This window comes from Herbaspirillum sp. Her4 (assembly GCF_057961335.1).
In genome coordinates, this window is the sequence record NZ_CM176330.1 from 3,385,812 (window position 1) to 3,403,455 (window position 17,644).

Sequence of the window (17,644 nt, forward strand, 5' to 3'; positions counted from 1 at the left end):
GTTGTAGGGGCAGGTCACTGCGTCATGCGGCCCATGGCCTGCGCATAACCGGCGACGCTGTCATAGATGGCGGAACGGTTCTGCGCGTTCAATATGCTGTCGGAAAATTCACGGAAGGCACCCTGGCCACCGGCCTTGATCAGCACTACGCGCGCATGACGCTTGACGTAGTCTGGTGCGTCACCTACGGCCACCGGCCAGCCGCAAGCGGCAAAGCCGGGCAGGTCAATGCTGTCGTCGCCAATCATGGCGGTGGCATCCGGTCCGACTTGGTGGTGATCCATGATGGCCTTGCAGGCGGCTGCCTTGTCCTTGGCACCGAGGAGGAACACAGTGATGCCCAGGTCAGCCAGCCGACGGCGCAGCGTGGCCGAGTCGCGACCGGAGATGACGGCAACGTTGATGCCGGCCTCCTGCAACATCTTGATGCCCATGCCATCGCGAACATGGAAACGCTTCAAGCACTCGCCGCTATCGTCATACCAGATGCCGCCGTCGGTCAGTACGCCATCGATGTCGGTGATGACCAGTCTGATGTCGGCCAGGCTGCCCGCCTTGAGGGTGGGGTCGGGCTGCCCGGACATCAGTGCGCGTACGCGTTCCAGGCATGCCGGGGTATCGACGCCGGGTGCGGCATGGTCGACTTCGATCACGCGGATCTGCCAGCCGGCATCCATGATGCGCAGTTGCTCCAGCATCTCGCTGCCTTCCAGTTCGCTCGGCGGCAAGCCGGGGAAGGCTGCCAGCAAATCGGCACGATAGGCATACACGCCGATATGCTTGAAGTAGCGGGTCTTGCCCGTGGACTCGCGTTCGAAGGGGATGCGCGCGCGGCTGAAATAAAGGGCGTCACCTGCGCGGTTGCGCACTACCTTGACGGTATTGGGGTTCTCCGCTTCGCTTGCGCTGATCGGGTGGCACAGCGTGCCGGCCTGCAGTTGAGGTGCCGCCAGCATCGCTTGCAGCAGCCTGCGCAGGTGAACTGGGTTGACCAGAGGCTCGTCGCCCTGCACATTCAGATAAAGATCGGCCGGATGGTGCTGCATCACTTCACGTAGACGGTCGGTTCCGGAAGGGTGGTCGGGCGAAGTCAGCAAGGCCTTGCCACCGAAGGCGGTAACGGCAGTGAGGATGCGTTCATCGTCGGTAGCGACCACTACGTCATTGAGCTCGTCGATACTTTTCACGCGCTCGTAGACATGCTGGATCATGGGCTTGCCGAGGATGTCGGCCAGCGGTTTTCCCGGCAGACGACTGGAACCGAAGCGGGCTGGAATAACGGCGATACAGCGCATGGCGGAACTCATGCGGGAGTGGCGTGCGATGACGGTGCCTGCGCCGGATGCGCCAGGGCAGCACCTGAATGCAGGGCAGCACCTGAATGGAAGGCGAGACCAGATGCGCGCGGAGTCCGCAGTGTGCGCAGAAAAAGGGATATCTCGGGCCAGTTTGATACCGTGGTCATGAAAGGGCTTTCAGATGAGAGGGGGCCATACGGAAACATCGGTTGCCGCTGTCATCAATGTATCCTTGATGAAAACAACTTCGCCGCCTCGATTCGATTGTTCAGATCCGAGCCAACTGCGCGAAACCACTGAAGGAATTCATGGGATAAAACCCACTGCATCGGTCCTGTGGTTCGGCGTGATGGCATTTGTTCTTGTCATCAATCGAAGCCGGATCCTACTCCTCGCAGTTTCTGCTTGGGCAAGTGCGCCGTGAGGAATGGTGATGCTTCTTGAAGCCAGGTGAACGGATCTAGAGCTGAGAGAAAAGTTCCTGCTTGTTTTGCTGGCCGGAAATTTTTCGCAGCAATTAATCGCAGTTGCTGGCTTGTTCGGCAAATTTATCATATTGTTGCGCTGCACAGTCGCCTTTTGAAGCAAAAAACTGCTGTGAAGCATCGTAAGATTTTTGTTGTCTGAATATGAATATTTAAGTCAATTTGATAACAAAGCGGCAAGATCGCAGCTGATGCCGATAGAAGGTTCATGAATCACCGATTTTGAAAGGAACATTGATGGCGAGGGACCCCGACTGGATGGCTGATCTGGAGCGCTACAATTTGCGCCGGCCGTTTTTGAAAGAGCAATCGATCTGGGCCATCTGGGTCTATCGTTGGGGGCGCCGTATCGAGGCTCGGCCTGATGGTTGGGGGCGAAAGATACATAGTGCGATCTATTGGCCCGTTTTTCGTTTGACTGAGACGGCATTTGGCATCAGTCTGCCGCGCGGTGCCAGAATTGGCCCTGGTTTGCGAATCTGGCACTTCGGCAATATCTTCGTGAACGAACATGCAGTGATCGGTGCGCGTTGCACTCTCCGGCAGGGGGTAACCATAGGCAATCGCCATGCCGACGGTCCTTCGCCAGTCATTGGTGATGATGTCGAATTGGGCGCTTATGCCCAAGTGTTGGGCGGGATACATATTGGAGATGGCTGCAAGATTGGAGCGATGTCGGTGGTGTTGCACGACGTTCCGGCTGGAGCAACCGTTGTGGGAGCGCCCGCCAAGGTCGTTGCCACAATGTCCAGCACTGAGCAATAGTAGAGATTTGGAAAAACACTTCATATGCCCGCGAAGATGGGGCATTGCGCAGTGTGCTGGCCCGTTGTGGACGAGGCCAAGGCTGAAACTGCTGCAAGGACCAGGACACAAAAAAGCCCGAGCTATTGCTCGGGCTTTTTCGTTCACATCTACCAGCGTGCGGATTAGGCGGCAGCAGTCATGCTCATCGGCACGGACAGCTTCTGGTCGCCGCGACGACGACGCCATGCCATCATGCCCACGAAGGCCAAGCCGCCCAGCATCATGGCAGAGGTCGACACTTCCGGGACCGACGAGGTCAGCGTCAGGTTGCCGCCGTAGGTGCCCTTGCCGGTGATGTTGAGCGCGTAGGCACCGGCCGTCAGGCGAGTAGCGTCGACGCTGAAAGTGATGATGGTGTTCTTGCCGGACGCGGAGCTGCTGGAAGTGCCGGTAGCAATGGTTGTGTTGGTGGTGGTGTTGATCAGGCTATAGCTGGTCAGGCCACCGCCATTCTTGGTAACAAAGGTGGCCGTCACTGCCGACGAAATGTCGGTCAGGCTGCTGATCGTGAAGGTGTAGTTGTCGTTGAACGACTGGGTGGCGAGGTACTTGGGCGAGCTGATAGCTGCGGTACCGCCGGTGGTATCCAGCGCAAAGGTAGTTGCGTAGGCTGCGGTGCCGGCCATCGAGAGTGCCAGTGCAATGGTGGTAGTGGCGAGAAGTTTTTTCATGGGACCAATCCTTAAGTTCGTAACTATGTGTGAAGAGGATTGCGCGTGGCGCTCTCCATTCATAAGCAGATCAACTCACTTTGCTGCTGGATTGCCCTGAGACACTTGCGTCGCAGTCAATCTTTTTATTGCCCGAAAACAAACAATTCCTGACAAAATCTGACGGTTGTTACAAAAAATGTGTTGATGTCGGAAATATAACATTCTGACCTCAGCAGGGCAATGACTTTTGGTCTCAAAATTCACTTTTTTATTTTTTTGTCGTCAGCCGGAAACCCGCTCCAGTAAAGGCTTTCAACAGTTTCTGCGGGGCACTATTGCTGAGTTGTGCGCTGCGGAAACGAACAAATCTGCACGGCAATATTATTGATATTTAAATAATGAAATGTGCGGAATTTATTATCTAAATGACATCTTAAATTATATTTTTATTAATGACGAATTGGAAATAGCGAGAGGCTCATCTTTACATGCGTGCAGCGGTGCAAAAAAGCTGTACAGTTCGCTCGAATTGGAGTTTGGTTGTTTTTTTGGAAATGACTGGGGACTTGTCCAGCGTTGGACGCGAAAGAGCGATTGACTACCCGGCGGTGCGGAAAGCTTAGTTGGTCATGCGAATGCATTCCCGGCGCAAGCGAGGCCGTGTCTAAAGCTGAGAAAGAGGGGGGGCGAGAGGAGGGGGAGTGGGGGGGCAGATCACTGGCGCCCCCTTGCACACGCAGTCTGCCTAGCCTTGTCGGACTGCAGAAGCCTGCCACAGGCGTGCCAGCTGCTCGCCGCTGTCCTTGAGCAGTCCAGGTGCTTGTGCGATCGCGTCCGGCAGGCTCATGGGCCCGAAAGCAATCGAAAAGCATCCCGAGAAGCTGCTTTGCAGTTTCTCCAGTGACTTCCTGTCGATACCGCCGGAGAGCAGGGTTGTCGGCACCCCGGCGCGACGCGCGCGCTGGCTGGCGATGAAGGGCGCCTTGCCGTGCAGCGTCTGAGCATCGCTGCGGCCTTCCCCGGTGATGAGCCAATCTGCCCCTGCCAAGGCCTGATCCAGTCCAATATGGTCGGCCACGGTTTCTGCGCCAGAGCGGAACTGTGCGCCCAGCATCAAGAGGGCATAGCCAAGTCCACCTGCGGCACCTGCGCCGGGCAGGCGGGACGCCTGGCGGCCCAGTGCCGCCTCCAGAAGGCTGGCAAAGTGGGCGAGGGCCTGATCCAGCGGGGCCACCTGCTCCGGCTGGACGCCTTTCTGGGGGCCAAACACGGCGGTAGCACCTTCTTCGCCGCACAGTGGGTTGTCAACATCCGACATGGCAACGAAGTGCGCTTCCTTCACGCGGGGATCAAGCGCAGAGGTGTCAACACTGGCAATGCGCTGCAACTGTGAAGCAATCGGGGGCACGGAATCGCCCGAGGCATCGAGGAACTTCACGCCCAGTGCCGCCAGCAGGCCCGCGCCACCATCGTTGGTGCTGCTTCCTCCTAACGCCACCAAGAAATGGCGGGCACCGCGATCGAGCAAGTCCAGGATGGCATCACCCACGCCCAGGGTGGTGCGCTCTGCGACGGCGACGGCAGTTCCAGCCAGGTCGGTCAATCCGACGATGGCCGCCGATTCCACCACGGCGCTGCCGTTTTTGAGGATGCCTACCGGGGCGCTGAAGTATTGGCCTGCGGCATTGCGGCAGTTGACGCTCAAGTGCTCGCCACCGGCATGCATGAGCGCGTCCAGAGTGCCTTCACCGCCGTCGGCAATCGGGCAGAGCCGGACCTGGGCATCAGGAATTGCGGCCCGAATGCCGGCACCGATGGCAGTCGCAACTTCCTCAGCGGAAAGTGAACCTTTGAATGAATCGGGGGCGATGACTACGACAGGGGCACGGCGCGAGGAGGTAGGGGTGGTCATGGTGAGCGGCTTGTTCTGGAACCCGGCGCCGCGAGGGCAAAGCGCGCGAGTGGTCTCGTTTTATGATGGACCGGCGATCGTCCGGCCCGGCTTGGTAATGCTAAATTATATAAGTTGCTCTCGGTCGTATTATGCTCGCGCTGGTATAGACAGTCGAAATGGTGGGTGGGCATTCGCTGCTCGCCTGGATGGTGGGCTCCCGTAACAAACGGTAAGCAGATTGGTCATTGCGGCGTGTCTGAGGGATAGTATGACGTTGGCGTTGCCACGCCTGAGGAGCATTAATATGAAGCATCTGGTGCGTGTTGCACTCATGTTGTCAGGGCTGTTGGCCGTGCTGGTGTTGACTGGTTGCGTGGCAGTGCCTGCTAGCCCCTATAACGGAGTAGCGGTTTATCCGGCGCAGCCGGTCTACTCGCCCTATTATGCTTACCCTGCCTATCCGGCATACGGTTATCCTTCTTCTTCCTTCTACTTCGGCTATAGCAGCGGTTGGGGCGGGCACGGCCGTTGGCGATGACGGGTATGCGTCGCGTTTGTGCGCATGGTGCTCAGGTGTTCGGGTCAAAACCGGCTAGAATGACGCTTTTATTGATCGGAATGCATGGAGGGATAGGAGCGGGGCAAGGCGCATGGGGTGCCTGGACCAGCGTTAGTGTGCGTTAATCGCAGATTGTTCAGCCATCGCTGTCTTCACACCGTATGAGTTTTTCCGTTTTGTCGACCCGAACAGATGTGATCTTGCGATCCCGGTGCCGTACCGCGCTAGGGATTGTTTTGTCCGTGCTGGTACACGCGGTATTGTTCATGTTTGTTCGGGCCAAGCTGAATGAGGCACCTCCAAAGTTTGATGCCCCTGGCAGACCTGATGCGCCGTTGCAGGTGAGCTTCGTCCGACCTGCTGCGACAGTGGTGCAGCCTGAGCTGCCCAAGCCTGTGCTGGAGCCCAAAAAGCCCGAGCGGATTCCGAAGAAGCCGATGGCCAAACCAACGCCCCGGCACAACACTCCGTCGGTGCGGCAGTCCGTGCCTCAGCGCACGCCGCTTCCGGTGACGCAGGCCCCAAGCAGCAATGCGCCTGCGGCCGCAGCGGATGTGCCCGCTGAAGACTTCATGACCGCCATCAATCGCAATCGTCAGAAGCGGCAAGAGGCTGAGCAGGCAGCCGCGCAGGAAAATGCCGCAGCGCGCGCTGCGGAAAATCCTTCTGCCAACGAGATAGCACGCGCCAACATCGCCTTTCAGGAGCAACGTGGTCGAGGCACGAATGGTGTCTTCCAGATCCTGAGCATGGGGCCACGCGTGGCGCAATACAGTTTCCGTGGGTGGACTACCGACCAGCGGCGCAGCCAGAATCAAGTCATTGAGGTCGATGCTGGCTTTGGCGGCAACGTACAGTTGGCGGTGGTCAATAGCATGATTACCTTGATCCGGCGCTACTATCAGGGAGATTTCAATTTTGATTCGCAAAAGCTGGGTAGGGTGGTGACCTTGTCGGCGCGATTGGAGGACACCAAGGGGTTGCAGAGCTTCTTGCTGAACGAGTTCTTTGGGGGGCGGTGAATACTTGAATTTTGCGGTGGCCAAATACTCTTGCAGAACCGTCGACCTTTCCTCCGCATCTAATGATTAAAAATGTTTTGCAGAAACAGTTGATTTAATAACACAGGCAATCTATAATCTTTGTCTTCAGTCGGGGCGTAGCGCAGCCTGGTAGCGTACTTGCATGGGGTGCAAGGGGTCGTGTGTTCGAATCACACCGTCCCGACCAAACAAACAAAGCAGCATAGTAAAAACGATTGGCATAAAACGGCACTACGAATTTCGTAGTGCCGTTTTGCTTTAAGTCCTCGTTTTTCGTGGTGATGGGTCTCCCCGCTTGCGGTCTGCTTGATCAGAGTGTGCGCAGTCAGAATGTTTGCTGCTTCATGGCCGAACGGGGCAAGTGATCATTCACAGAGCCCGCTCCCTTTCGAGTGCAAAGCCAGTCGCGGTAGCTCTGCAAGCAATCTCATTTCAACTGTGCGCCTGCGCTGGATGCCGAAAATGCTTTTGCGCGCGCGTCGATGTAATTGCGCAAGGGCGCGTCATACCAGTGATGAAGGACCCAGGCAATCCCGATCAGGGCGGCAAGAAATACGATCCCGGCCCACGGAGTGAATTCAGCCAACTGGCGCCCGCCGGTGAAAGTCGGAAACGCGTTCCTGACCAGTTCAGCCAAGGGGCTGTGGACGATGTAGATTGGATACGAGATCACTCCGAGAAACTGGCAGATCCTTGCCAAGTGGCCCGTGGGCTGGAAGCGCATCCCTGCATACACTAGTAGCGGGAAAGCCATGCACACTGCAAGGATGTCATAGAAGGGAACCAGGCTTGCAGGCGGGGTCATCATCAACGTTACCGCTACGCCGAGGGTGATGAGCGCTGTCCGGGTGTTGCTGATCGTGGCGCGTTGACCTTTGCGTAAAACTCGACGATACAGCAAGACCCCAGCTGCAAAAGAAAATCCCACGCGCAACAGGCTGACATAGTAGGTCTGTCGATGGAAGCCTGCGTCCAAGCTTTGCTGGGAAGACAGGACCACAAAAAGAATCATTCCGGCCAGGCAAGCCAGCATCAGTGCTGTCAGCACGCGGTCGCTCAGCTGGCGGACTTTCCAGCCATAGACAACGTTGGCGATCATTTCCGAGGACAGTGACCATGCTGGACCATTGAGCGGAAAGAGTACGGTCGAGTAGAGTGCCGGAAGCATCAGTAGCCCGGTCAGCGCCGCAATCGGCAATTTTCCCTGGAAGGCCGACAAGCCAGCTACTACCGCGAAAATCCCGATGCAAATCCCCAGAAAATAAAGCGGATACAGTCGCAGCAAGCGGATCCACATGAATCTGCTCAAACTCATGTCATTCAGTAGTCGCTGCTCGTAAGAGCGTGCCACGACGGCACCACTGAGCAAGAAAAACAAATCCACGGCCAGATAGCTGGAAAAGAAGGGGTTATCGCCGAAATACCAGGTGCTATGCCTCAGCACAACTAGGAGGGCGGCAATACCGCGGAAGCCATCCAACGTAAGAAAGTGGTCTTTATGGCTCATGTTCAGCTCGCGATTCTTGGTCAGTTTTTTGGCTTCACTTCGCGGTGCCGGACGCGCCTTCGAAGCTGCTGGCAATTTGAGCGATGCTGACCAAGTAGTTCCCTGATGAGCTTGGGTTTATTTTTGCGCGGTCGATGATTGCGTTACAAAAACAAACAATTTGGCGTGTTCTTCCTCACGTCTGTGTTCGTTATCTGTTCACCACCATCGTGGTCAACGGCGTCTGCTCACGCCGTCACATTCCGCCAAACAAATTCAGGAGCAAGACCATGAAATCCCTACTATTGATCCCGGCACTGGCCGCGGCCTTCGGCCTGAGCGGCTGCGTGGTGACCCCGCCCACGGTACGCCCGGCCTATGTGGCCCAGCCGGCCTACGTTGCGCCGCCGGGGGTGGTGTACGTGCAGCCCACCTATGCCTCGCCCGGTCCGGGCTGGGTCTGGGAATACCATTCCTACTATGGCTGGGGCTGGCATCACCCGCACTACGGCTGGCATCGCGGCTGGCGTTGAGCCAGCACGCTGCACCCGGCAGATGTAAAGACAGCGGCCTCGGCCGCTGTCTTTTTTGTTCATCGTTTCACGCCAGCCTGCCGCTCACTCATCCGGCCTGATGCAGTTCCAGCGTCAGATGGCGCAGCTCGCTCACCGCCGCCAGTTTTACCCGCAAGCGTGCTTCCGTGACGGACTGACCGCCGGACACGCTGACGATCGCCGCGCGCGCCGCAGGACCGATGCGCCAGACGTGCAGGTCCTCGATGTGCACCGCTTCGTCCGCCAGTGCCTGCTCGATGCGTGCCGCGACCTGTGCATCGGTCACATCCAGCAGCACCGCAGCACTGCTCTGCAGCAGGCTCCACGACCAGCGCGCAATCACCACCGCACCCACCACGCCCATCAGCGGATCCAGCCAGGTCCAGCCCAGGTAGAGGCCGGCCAGCAGGGCGGCAATGGCCAGCACCGAGGTGAGCGCGTCGGCCACCACGTGCAGGTAGGCAGAGCGCAGATTGTTGTCGTGGCCGTCATGGTCATGGTGCTTGTTGTGTCCATGCCCGTGCGCCTCATGCCCGTGCTGCGCATGTCCGGCGTCGTGCGCATGTGCATGACCGTGGCCATGGTCGTGTCCATGATGTCCCTCAATGAGCAACAAGGCACTGGCGATGTTGACGATCAGTCCGACTATGGCAATCGGGATCGCCTCGCCAAAATCCACCGTGCTCGGACTGGCCAGCCGCCACACTGATTCGCCGCCAATGCCGATGGCGATCACCGCCAGCACCAGCGCCGATGCAAAACCGGCCAGGTCGCCGACCTTGCCGGTGCCGAAGCTGAAACGTCCATCATGCGCGTGGCGGCGTGCAAACACGTAAGCGCCGGCAGCAATGGCCAGCGCGCCGGTGTGGGTGGCCATGTGGAAACCGTCGGCCAGCAGGGCCATGGACCCCGTGAAGTAGCCGGCGGCGATCTCGGCCACCATCATCACGGCGGTCAAGGCCACCACCCACAGCGTGCGGCGGGTGTTGCGGTCATGGTTGGCACCCAGATACATATGTTCGTGGCGGTAAGTGGCGGGACTGGTCATGGCGTCTCCTTGGACTTCATTTGGCATAGCGCCGAATTGCCTCCAGGACTTCTTCCAGTCCCTGTTGGCGTTGTTCATCGGTCAGGCCGGGGGCGGCCACGTGTTCCCGCGCATGCGCTTCGATCAGCTCGTCCATCAGGCCATGCACGGCGCCACGGATGGCTGCCGCCAGATGCAAGGTCTTGGCACAGTCGGCTTCGCCTTCCAGTGCGCGTTCCAGTGCCTGCACCTGGCCGCCGATGCGACGCACGCGCTTGAGCAGGGCATCCGTCTGTTGTGTGAGATGGGCCATATACCATACCCCCCTATCCTATTAAAGGAGGGGATTATAGCTTCATTGCGCTGGACAAGTGCAATTGGCCTTGGGGCAGGGGTACCGGCGCTCTTGTGCTGTGGCAATATGGCTATATGAAGCGTTGTTCATTCAGTTACGCGTAAGCTGGCCGCTATAGCCTCTGGACAATGCGGCGTGTTTCGTCCGCACTCAAACCTGTAGTGGATCAGGTGAAGAAAAGCGGAAAATCCGCGAGGAGACAAGGATGGGGAAGAACAAGGGAGCCGGTGCATCCGCCCGGGCATGGACGGGTGGATTGCCCTGGGTAGCGGGCTTGGTGCTGGGCGGGGCAGGGGCCTTGGCCTTGCATGCGGCCGGTGCCGCGCAATGGCTGAGCGCGCCAGGCTGCAGCGGTGTGGCCGTGGTGCTGGGGCTGGCCGGGTTTGCCCTGGCGCAGCGGCGCGCACAGCCCGGAGAAGGACAACTGGTCGACAAGATCAGCGGCGAGATCGATCACATCATGATCGGGGCGGCGGAGACCTCCTTCTTTGTCGATACCATCAAGACCAAGATCAGCAAGGACGTCGTCGCCGCCGACCGCATCGCGGCCAGTGCCGAGCAGAACGCCGCTACCACTGAACAGATTGCCGCCAATGCCGAGCGCGCCTCGGCCATCGCGGCGGAGGTGCGTACCGAGAGTGTCAGCGGCCGCTCTGAAGTGGATCGCGGACTGCAGCAGATCGGGCAGGCCCGCACGGATGCCTTGTCAGCCTCTTCGATGATGGCGCAGCTGCAGGAAAAGTCGCGCCGCATCCACGGCATCACCGAAGTCATCAGCGAGATCGCGGCCCGCACCAACCTGCTGGCCCTGAACGCCGCCATCGAGGCGGCGCGCGCTGGTGAGCAGGGGCGCGGGTTTGCCGTGGTGGCGGGCGAAGTGCGCCAGCTGGCCCAGCGGACCAAGGAAGCCACGGATGATATCGGCGTGATGGTGCGGGCCATCACCGAAGAAGCCGAGCGCGCGGCGACCGGCATGAATTCGCTCAGCAGCCGGGTGCTGGAGGCGGCCCAGAATGTGGAGAAGGTACACGGCCTGCTCAACAGCATCGAACGCTCTTCCAGCCAGTCGCAGGAGCAGATCGAGGAGATCGCGGTGGCCTCGCGCGAACACGTGCAGACCACGCAGGAGATCGCCGAGGCCATCACCGACATCCGCAACGGCATGCTGCACACCGATCAGGAACTGCCGCGCGTGGCGGCGTCCGCCATGTTGTTGTCAGAGCGTGCCGAAGCGGTGTTCGAAGCCATCATCGATGGCGGCGCCCGCAGCGGACACGACGATATCCGTGTCGCCGCCACGGGTGCGGCGCAGGCCGTAGGCAAGCTGTTCGAGACCGCGATCCGTTCCGGCCAGATCAGTGAGGCGGCTCTTTTCGACCGTACTTACAAGCCTATCCCCAACACCTCGCCGCAGAAGCATTCCAGCCAGTTCGACGGCTTTACCGATCGGGTGCTGCCAGCGATCCAGGAAGCGCTGCTGGCCAGCATGCCGCAACTGGCCTACGCGGGTGCAGTGGACAACAACGGCTACTTCCCGACCCACAACAAGAAGTTCTCCCAGCCCCTGACCGGCGACTACGACACCGATCTGGTCAACAACCGCACCAAACGCATCTTCAGCGACCGCACCGGCAAGCGCTGTGGATCCAATACCAGGCCCTTCCTCCTGCAGACCTACAAGCGCGACACTGGCGAAGTCATGCACGACCTGTCGGTGCCGATCTACGTGAACGGCAAGCACTGGGGCGGCTTCCGGGTGGGTTATCGTTCCAGTCACGCACCGGTATAGGCTCCCGGGATGGCGCCTGCGGCGTTTGGCTGTGGCAGTGCCAGCCTCGGCCCGGCGCAGTTGCCCGGGCGCTCCGTCCCACGTTTTCCGTGAGGATTTCCAAGGATTGAGAAGTCTATGCACGGCTGCCCCCGATTGACTTGTCGCAATAGGGGGGTAAAACCGTTTCATTTCCAAGGCTGATTCGCTTGACCCCGCCAGGCGGCTGATAGATTATGCGCCAAGGGGATGTCCGCCCAGATGGGGCGGGCGACAGATAGCAAGCAGCGCCGCGACGTGCGCTGCGCCAGGGAAGGGAAGACAGTGAAGCCGACGGTACCAGGCAAGGGCGAATCATCCGGCAAGGAGTTCGATTTCAACAGCCGTGATTTCGAGCGAGTGCGTGGCCTGATCTACCAGCGGGCCGGCATCGCATTGGCCGACAGCAAGCAGGAAATGGTTTACAGTCGCCTCGCGCGACGCCTGCGCGCCACCGGCATCACTTCCTTCCAGCAATACCTGGACATGCTGGAGCGCACCCACGACTCCGAAGAGTGGGAAGCCTTCACCAATGCGCTGACCACCAACCTCACCTCGTTCTTCCGCGAGGCGCACCATTTCCCCATCCTCGCCGACTTCCTCAAGACCCTGAAGGAACCCGCGACCATCTGGTGTTCGGCTGCCTCCACCGGAGAAGAACCCTACACCATCGCCATGACCGCCTGTGAAGCCTATGGCTCGATGACGCCGCCCGTACAGATCGTGGCCACCGACATCGATACCAACGTGCTCGCTACCGGTGCCAATGGCGTCTATCCCATGGAGCGCATCGAGAAGATGTCGCCCGAGCGCGTCAAGAAGTTCTTCCTGCGCGGCAAGGGCAGCCATGAAGGCTACGTGCGCGTGCGTCCCGAATTGCGCAAGCTGATCACCTTCAAGCAACTGAACCTGCTGGGCGATGGCTGGCCTCTCAGCGGCCAGTTCGACGTGATCTTCTGCCGCAACGTGATGATCTATTTCGACAAACCTACCCAGAGCAAGATCCTGTCCCGATTCGTACCCTTGATGAAGCCTCACGCCTTGCTGTTCGCCGGCCACTCGGAGAACTTCCTGTATGTCTCCGACGCCCTCAAGCTCAAGGGCAAGACGGTCTATGAGCTCAATGCCAACCAGCGCGTCGCGAGGGCTAAGCCATGAGCCACGCCTCGGAGCAGATTGCCACCAATCTCTACTACGACCGCACTTTCGATTGCGATGCGGCCAAGATCCTGCCGGGCGAGTACTACTTCACCAGCAAGGACATGATGATCGTCACCGTGCTGGGCTCCTGCGTCTCGGCCTGCATCCGTGACCGCGTCTCCGGCATCGGCGGCATGAATCACTTCATGCTGCCCGATGGCGGCGGCGACGATGGCAGCCCGGTGTCGGCCTCGGCGCGCTATGGCACCTATGCCATGGAAGTGCTGATCAACGAAGTGCTCAAGTCCGGCGCGCGGCGCGAGAACCTGGAGGCTAAGGTGTTCGGCGGCGGCAACGTGCTGCGCGGCTTCTCGGCCATCAACGTGGGCGAGCGCAATGCCGAATTCGTGCGGCGCTATCTGAAGGCCGAAGGCATCCGCGTGGTCGCCGAAGACCTCAATGACATTTATCCGCGCAAGGTGTACTTCTTCCCGCGTACCGGCAAGGTGCTGGTCAAGAAGCTGAAGCAGATGCACAACGACACCCTGGTGAACCGCGAAAAAGCCTACGCCAGCAAGCTGGTCACCAAGCCGGTCGGCGGCGAGGTGGATCTGTTCTGATGGGGCAGGGTGGACGACACCCGACCCATCTCAGGGCAACCTGCAACATTGAGTTTGAGTGATTGAGTGATTGAGTGATGAAAATTAAAGTTCTTATCGTCGACGATTCGGCACTGATCCGCAGCGTGATGCGCGAGATCATCGGCAGCCAGCCGGACATGGAAGTGGTCGGCGTGGCGCCGGACCCGATCATTGCCCGCGAGCTGATCAAGCAGACCAACCCGGACGTGCTGACGCTGGACGTGGAAATGCCGCGCATGGATGGCCTGGATTTCCTCGAAAAGCTGATGCGCCTGCGTCCCATGCCGGTGGTGATGGTGTCCTCGCTGACCGAACGCGGTTCCGAAATCACCCTGCGGGCGTTGGAGCTGGGCGCGATCGATTTCGTGACCAAGCCCAAGATCTCGATCCAGAGCGGCATGCAGGAATATGCCGACATGATCGCCGACAAGATCCGTGCCGCCGCCAAGGCACGCGTGCGCGCCCGCCCGTCGCGCGCTGCCGAGCAGGCCGCCACGCCCGGCGAGGCCCTGCCGCAGATCCGCAATCCGCTCACCAGTAGTGAAAAACTGATCATCATCGGAGCTTCCACGGGCGGCACTGAAGCCATCAAGGAATTCCTGATCCGCATGCCCTCGGATTGCCCGGGCATCCTGATCACCCAGCACATGCCGGAAGGCTTTACGCGCTCCTTCGCCCAGCGCCTCAACAACCTGTGCAAGATCTCGGTGGTGGAATCGGCCGGTAACGAACGCGTGCTGCCGGGCCATGCCTACATCGCGCCCGGCCACTCGCACCTGAAGCTGGTGCGCAGCGGTGCCAACTACATGACCCAGCTCGACCAGGGGCCGCCGGTGAACCGCCATCGTCCCTCGGTGGACGTGCTGTTCCAGTCGGCCGCTACCTGCGCCGGCAAGAACGCGGTGGGCGTGATCCTGACCGGGATGGGCAAGGATGGCGCACAGGGCATGCTGGAAATGCGCAATGCCGGTGCCTACAACTTTGCCCAGGATGAAGCGTCGTGCGTGGTCTTCGGCATGCCGCGCGAGGCCATCGCCATCGGCGCCGCCCACGAAGTGTTGTCGCTGCAGGCCATGCCTGGCAGGGTTCTGGCGTGGCTGGCGGAACACGGAAGCCGCGCATTGCGCGTATGAAGCGTTTTTCAGCGCTTATTGTTCTGCCAATTTTGTTTTGCTGCACTACAATGCGTTGCAGATAAGAGGCAGCATGGGCTCTCCCGCCCGTGCTGAGGTAAAAAAGAGAGGTCGGTTCAAGTTCGTTGCGCAACTTGCCGATCATCAAGAATTCAATTGTTCAGATGGAGTCTTAGCATGTCGGGTCCCAATACCAAGTTCTTAGTCGTCGATGACTTTTCGACCATGCGCCGCATCGTGCGCAACCTGCTCAAGGAATTGGGCTACACCAACGTGGACGAGGCCGAAGACGGCGTGCAGGCGCTGCAGAAACTGCGCAGCGACCAGTTCGACTTCGTCGTCTCCGACTGGAACATGCCCAACATGGATGGCCTGACCATGCTGCAGGAAATCCGCAAGGATCCGGCCCTGTCCAAGCTGCCCGTGCTGATGGTGACGGCCGAAGCCAAGAAGGAAAATATCGTCGCCGCCGCCCAGGCCGGTGCCAATGGCTACGTGGTCAAGCCTTTCACCGCGGCGACGCTGGATGAAAAGCTGGGCAAGATCTTCGAAAAAATGGCCGCAGGTGGCTGAGGTGGACAACGCCGCCCATCCTGCTCGCACGCCCTCCGCCGAGGGCACCGGGGTCAACGACGAGGTGCTGGTCCGTATCGGCCACATGACGCGCAACCTGCACGACAGCTTGCGCGGCCTGGGCTTCGACCGGCTGCTGGAAAAAGCCGCCAGCGACATGCCGGACGCCCGTGACCGCCTGGAATACGTGGCCCGCATGACCGAACAGGCCGCCCAGCGCGTGCTCAACGCTACCGAACTGGCGAGCCCGCTGCAGGAGCGCATCAATGAAGGTGCCAGCGAGCTCAAGGCGCAATGGGATGCGGCTGCTACCGCCAGTTTTGCCGAAGCCGATGTCCGCGCGCTGGCGGCGAAGACCTCCGCCTTCCTGGCCCAAACCAGCGAAGACAGCAGCGTCACCAAGCAGCAACTGCTGGACATCATGATGGCGCAGGACTTCCAGGATCTGACCGGCCAGGTCATCAAGCGCGTCACCAAGCTGGCGCACGACCTGGAATCGCAACTGGTGCAGCTGCTGGTGGACTACGCGCCCACCGAGACCAAGCGCGAGGATACGGGACTGCTCAACGGTCCCCAGATCGATCCTGCCGGCAAGGATGTCATCGCCAACCAGGGGCAGGTGGACGACCTGCTGGAGAGTCTGGGCTTCTGAAGCCGCTTTCTCCGCATCTCCCGACCCGGACAGACGCTTCGGCACTTGCCAATCAGGCAAGTCCGGAGCGTTTTGTCTTGATGTGGCCGCTACGCCACGCCGGGCGGGCTTTTCAGGCCGGGCGGGTGGCCGCAAGTGCCCGTCCAGCTTGACTTTCTTCATATTTTGACGGCCCGATACGCAGCGTTTTGTCCAAGGCAGACCCTTGCGGTTTTGCCTAGTCCGAAATGGGGGACCTTTTCGCCCCTATTCCCCTGATGATCCGGGCGGCCGCTCGCCAATAATCCTAGCCTATTGTTCTACAAATCCGTCCAGCGCCGGCGCTGGCGGAAAAGCGGTTTAGCAGGGGGATACGGCGGATGGCCGAAGACAGCGACATGGAGCGGACCGAACCCGCCACGGGCAAACGCATTGAGCGTGCCCGTGAGCAGGGGGATGTCCCGCGTTCGCGCGAATTGGCCACGACCTTGATGCTGCTGGTCGGCGGCAGCTGTGTCTGGCTTTTCAGCGGCCCCGTAGTGACCGCCCTGGATCGCATCATGGTGGCGACCCTGACCTTCGAACGGGCGGCCGCCTTCGACCCGGTGCTGCTGTTCGACATGCTCAGTGCCCATATGCTGGATGTGGCCGTTTCCATGATCCCGCTGGCCTTCCTGATGACCCTGGCCGCCATGGCCGCGCCGCTGATGCTGGGCGGCTGGCTGTTCAACGTCGATTCGCTGGCGCCCAAATTCAGCAAGCTCAATCCCATCAGCGGCTTCGCCAACATGTTCTCGATCAATTCCCTGGTCGAACTGGGCAAGGCGGTGCTCAAGACGCTGCTGGTCGGTACCGTGGCCTGGATCGCCATCCGCAGCCAGCTCGATGCCGTCATGGGCCTGGGCGTGGAATCGCTCAAGACCGCCGGTTCACATGCCGCGCAGCTGCTGTGGATCAGCTTCATCACCATGGTCTCGGCGCTGATCCTGATCGCGGCGCTGGACGTGCCTTACCAGATCTGGAATTACGGCCGCAAGCTGCGCATGACGCGCGAAGAGGTCAAGCAGGAACACAAGGAATCCGAAGGCGATCCGCACATCAAGGGCAAGATTCGCGCGATGCAGCGCGCCATGGCCCGCCGCCGCATGATGGCCGAAGTGCCGACCGCCGATGTGGTGGTGACCAACCCGACCCACTTCGCGGTCGCCCTGAAGTACACCGAAGGCAAGATGGGCGCGCCCAAGGTGGTGGCCAAGGGCGCCGACGACGTCGCCGCCAAGATTCGCGAACTGGCACGCGAGCACAAGGTGCCGTTGCTGGAAGCGCCGCCGCTGGCACGTGCGCTGCACGCCCATACCGAGATCGGCGACGAGATTCCCGAAGCGCTCTACACCGCCGTGGCCGAAGTGCTGGCCTACGTGTTCCAGTTGCGTACCTTCGGTCAGTTCGGCGGCAACCGTCCGGTGGAACCGACCGAACTGAACGTGCCCAAGGACCTTGATCCGGCCACTGCGCCCAAGAAGCCTCGCGGCCCCAAGAATAGAAACAGGCAGTAACG

17 protein-coding genes and 1 tRNA gene are annotated in these 17,644 nt (G+C 60.0%); 12 read left to right on the forward strand and 6 right to left on the reverse strand.

The window, feature by feature from the left end:
* Window positions 1-14: 14 nt before the first annotated feature.
* Window positions 15-1,295: a 3-deoxy-manno-octulosonate cytidylyltransferase gene (gene kdsB, locus ACWFUC_RS15325; protein ID WP_489625342.1), complete on the reverse strand. Its 1,281-nt coding sequence runs from the start codon at window positions 1,293-1,295 to the stop codon at window positions 15-17.
* 725 nt (window positions 1,296-2,020) lie between these two features.
* On the opposite strand from kdsB, the gene ACWFUC_RS15330 reads away from it, so the two are divergent.
* Window positions 2,021-2,548, forward strand: a complete 528-nt coding sequence (locus tag ACWFUC_RS15330; RefSeq protein ID WP_489625343.1) for a serine O-acetyltransferase — start codon at window positions 2,021-2,023, stop codon at window positions 2,546-2,548.
* A 164-nt stretch (window positions 2,549-2,712) separates the two neighbouring features.
* Here the strand turns inward: ACWFUC_RS15330 and ACWFUC_RS15335 are convergent, their stop codons facing one another.
* On the reverse strand, window positions 2,713-3,261 hold the full coding sequence (locus tag ACWFUC_RS15335) for an FxDxF family PEP-CTERM protein (RefSeq protein WP_259434906.1): 549 nt from the start codon (window positions 3,259-3,261) through the stop codon (window positions 2,713-2,715).
* 727 nt (window positions 3,262-3,988) lie between these two features.
* Window positions 3,989-5,155 carry a glycerate kinase gene (locus ACWFUC_RS15340; protein ID WP_489625344.1) on the reverse strand — a complete coding sequence of 389 codons (1,167 nt, stop codon included), beginning with the start codon at window positions 5,153-5,155 and terminating at the stop codon, window positions 3,989-3,991.
* Between the two features lie 286 nt (window positions 5,156-5,441).
* Here ACWFUC_RS15340 and ACWFUC_RS15345 point away from each other — a divergent pair, with 286 nt between their 5' ends.
* The 3 genes from ACWFUC_RS15345 to ACWFUC_RS15355 all read left to right on the forward strand — a co-directional run bounded on the left by ACWFUC_RS15345 (window position 5,442) and on the right by ACWFUC_RS15355 (window position 6,926).
* Window positions 5,442-5,675, forward strand: coding sequence for a hypothetical protein (locus ACWFUC_RS15345; RefSeq protein WP_489625345.1), 234 nt, complete (start codon window positions 5,442-5,444; stop codon window positions 5,673-5,675).
* A gap of 182 nt (window positions 5,676-5,857) precedes the next feature.
* Window positions 5,858-6,718, forward strand: coding sequence for a hypothetical protein (locus tag ACWFUC_RS15350; RefSeq protein WP_489625346.1), 861 nt, complete (start codon window positions 5,858-5,860; stop codon window positions 6,716-6,718).
* A 131-nt stretch (window positions 6,719-6,849) separates the two neighbouring features.
* Window positions 6,850-6,926: transfer RNA gene (locus tag ACWFUC_RS15355), tRNA-Pro, on the forward strand.
* A gap of 240 nt (window positions 6,927-7,166) precedes the next feature.
* Here the strand turns inward: ACWFUC_RS15355 and ACWFUC_RS15360 are convergent.
* Window positions 7,167-8,246, reverse strand: a complete 1,080-nt coding sequence (locus ACWFUC_RS15360) for an acyltransferase family protein (protein WP_489625347.1) — start codon at window positions 8,244-8,246, stop codon at window positions 7,167-7,169.
* A 269-nt stretch (window positions 8,247-8,515) separates the two neighbouring features.
* Between ACWFUC_RS15360 and ACWFUC_RS15365 the strand changes: the two genes are divergently transcribed.
* Complete coding sequence (locus tag ACWFUC_RS15365; RefSeq protein WP_034330072.1) at window positions 8,516-8,758, forward strand: hypothetical protein; 243 nt, start codon at window positions 8,516-8,518, stop codon at window positions 8,756-8,758.
* Between the two features lie 88 nt (window positions 8,759-8,846).
* Here ACWFUC_RS15365 and dmeF read toward each other — a convergent pair whose 3' ends face one another.
* Both dmeF and ACWFUC_RS15375 read right to left on the reverse strand, forming a co-directional pair.
* A complete protein-coding gene (dmeF, locus tag ACWFUC_RS15370; protein ID WP_489625348.1) occupies window positions 8,847-9,827 on the reverse strand; it encodes a CDF family Co(II)/Ni(II) efflux transporter DmeF in 981 nt (326 codons plus the stop codon).
* Window positions 9,828-9,843: 16 nt separating this feature from the next.
* Window positions 9,844-10,119: a metal/formaldehyde-sensitive transcriptional repressor gene (locus ACWFUC_RS15375; RefSeq protein WP_034330055.1), complete on the reverse strand. Its 276-nt coding sequence runs from the start codon at window positions 10,117-10,119 to the stop codon at window positions 9,844-9,846.
* 247 nt (window positions 10,120-10,366) lie between these two features.
* Between ACWFUC_RS15375 and ACWFUC_RS15380 the strand changes: the two genes are divergently transcribed.
* The 7 genes from ACWFUC_RS15380 (at window position 10,367) to flhB (ending at window position 17,642) form a co-directional block, all read left to right on the forward strand.
* Window positions 10,367-11,950, forward strand: a complete 1,584-nt coding sequence (locus ACWFUC_RS15380; RefSeq protein ID WP_402706806.1) for a methyl-accepting chemotaxis protein — start codon at window positions 10,367-10,369, stop codon at window positions 11,948-11,950.
* A 303-nt stretch (window positions 11,951-12,253) separates the two neighbouring features.
* Window positions 12,254-13,126 (forward strand): CheR family methyltransferase, encoded by an 873-nt coding sequence (locus tag ACWFUC_RS15385; RefSeq protein WP_034329518.1) that lies wholly within the window; start codon window positions 12,254-12,256, stop codon window positions 13,124-13,126.
* Window positions 13,123-13,728 (forward strand): chemoreceptor glutamine deamidase CheD, encoded by a 606-nt coding sequence (gene cheD, locus ACWFUC_RS15390; protein WP_088753731.1) that lies wholly within the window; start codon window positions 13,123-13,125, stop codon window positions 13,726-13,728. The genes ACWFUC_RS15385 and cheD overlap by 4 nt, the downstream gene beginning before the upstream one ends.
* Before the next feature lie 77 nt (window positions 13,729-13,805).
* Window positions 13,806-14,882 (forward strand): protein-glutamate methylesterase/protein-glutamine glutaminase, encoded by a 1,077-nt coding sequence (locus tag ACWFUC_RS15395; protein WP_039876336.1) that lies wholly within the window; start codon window positions 13,806-13,808, stop codon window positions 14,880-14,882.
* Window positions 14,883-15,059: 177 nt separating this feature from the next.
* The gene (gene cheY, locus ACWFUC_RS15400) at window positions 15,060-15,455 is read left to right on the forward strand and encodes a chemotaxis response regulator CheY (RefSeq protein ID WP_006712751.1); all 396 of its coding nucleotides are present in this window, start codon (window positions 15,060-15,062) and stop codon (window positions 15,453-15,455) included.
* A complete protein-coding gene (cheZ, locus tag ACWFUC_RS15405; RefSeq protein WP_489625349.1) occupies window positions 15,448-16,107 on the forward strand; it encodes a protein phosphatase CheZ in 660 nt (219 codons plus the stop codon). The genes cheY and cheZ overlap by 8 nt, the downstream gene beginning before the upstream one ends.
* Before the next feature lie 359 nt (window positions 16,108-16,466).
* The gene (gene flhB, locus ACWFUC_RS15410) at window positions 16,467-17,642 is read left to right on the forward strand and encodes a flagellar biosynthesis protein FlhB (RefSeq protein WP_489625350.1); all 1,176 of its coding nucleotides are present in this window, start codon (window positions 16,467-16,469) and stop codon (window positions 17,640-17,642) included.
* The last annotated feature ends 2 nt before the right edge of the window (window positions 17,643-17,644 follow it).

Coding starts and splice junctions, on each gene's coding strand:
- kdsB (WP_489625342.1), bottom strand. CDS start 1,295: ATGCGCTGTATCGCCGTTATTCCAGCCCGCTTCGGTTCCAGTCGTCTG.
- ACWFUC_RS15330 (WP_489625343.1), top strand. CDS start 2,021: ATGGCGAGGGACCCCGACTGGATGGCTGATCTGGAGCGCTACAATTTG.
- ACWFUC_RS15335 (WP_259434906.1), bottom strand. CDS start 3,261: ATGAAAAAACTTCTCGCCACTACCACCATTGCACTGGCACTCTCGATG.
- ACWFUC_RS15340 (WP_489625344.1), bottom strand. CDS start 5,155: ATGACCACCCCTACCTCCTCGCGCCGTGCCCCTGTCGTAGTCATCGCC.
- ACWFUC_RS15345 (WP_489625345.1), top strand. CDS start 5,442: ATGAAGCATCTGGTGCGTGTTGCACTCATGTTGTCAGGGCTGTTGGCC.
- ACWFUC_RS15350 (WP_489625346.1), top strand. CDS start 5,858: ATGAGTTTTTCCGTTTTGTCGACCCGAACAGATGTGATCTTGCGATCC.
- ACWFUC_RS15360 (WP_489625347.1), bottom strand. CDS start 8,246: ATGAGCCATAAAGACCACTTTCTTACGTTGGATGGCTTCCGCGGTATT.
- ACWFUC_RS15365 (WP_034330072.1), top strand. CDS start 8,516: ATGAAATCCCTACTATTGATCCCGGCACTGGCCGCGGCCTTCGGCCTG.
- dmeF (WP_489625348.1), bottom strand. CDS start 9,827: ATGACCAGTCCCGCCACTTACCGCCACGAACATATGTATCTGGGTGCC.
- ACWFUC_RS15375 (WP_034330055.1), bottom strand. CDS start 10,119: ATGGCCCATCTCACACAACAGACGGATGCCCTGCTCAAGCGCGTGCGT.
- ACWFUC_RS15380 (WP_402706806.1), top strand. CDS start 10,367: ATGGGGAAGAACAAGGGAGCCGGTGCATCCGCCCGGGCATGGACGGGT.
- cheD (WP_088753731.1), top strand. CDS start 13,123: ATGAGCCACGCCTCGGAGCAGATTGCCACCAATCTCTACTACGACCGC.
- ACWFUC_RS15395 (WP_039876336.1), top strand. CDS start 13,806: ATGAAAATTAAAGTTCTTATCGTCGACGATTCGGCACTGATCCGCAGC.
- cheY (WP_006712751.1), top strand. CDS start 15,060: ATGTCGGGTCCCAATACCAAGTTCTTAGTCGTCGATGACTTTTCGACC.
- flhB (WP_489625350.1), top strand. CDS start 16,467: ATGGCCGAAGACAGCGACATGGAGCGGACCGAACCCGCCACGGGCAAA.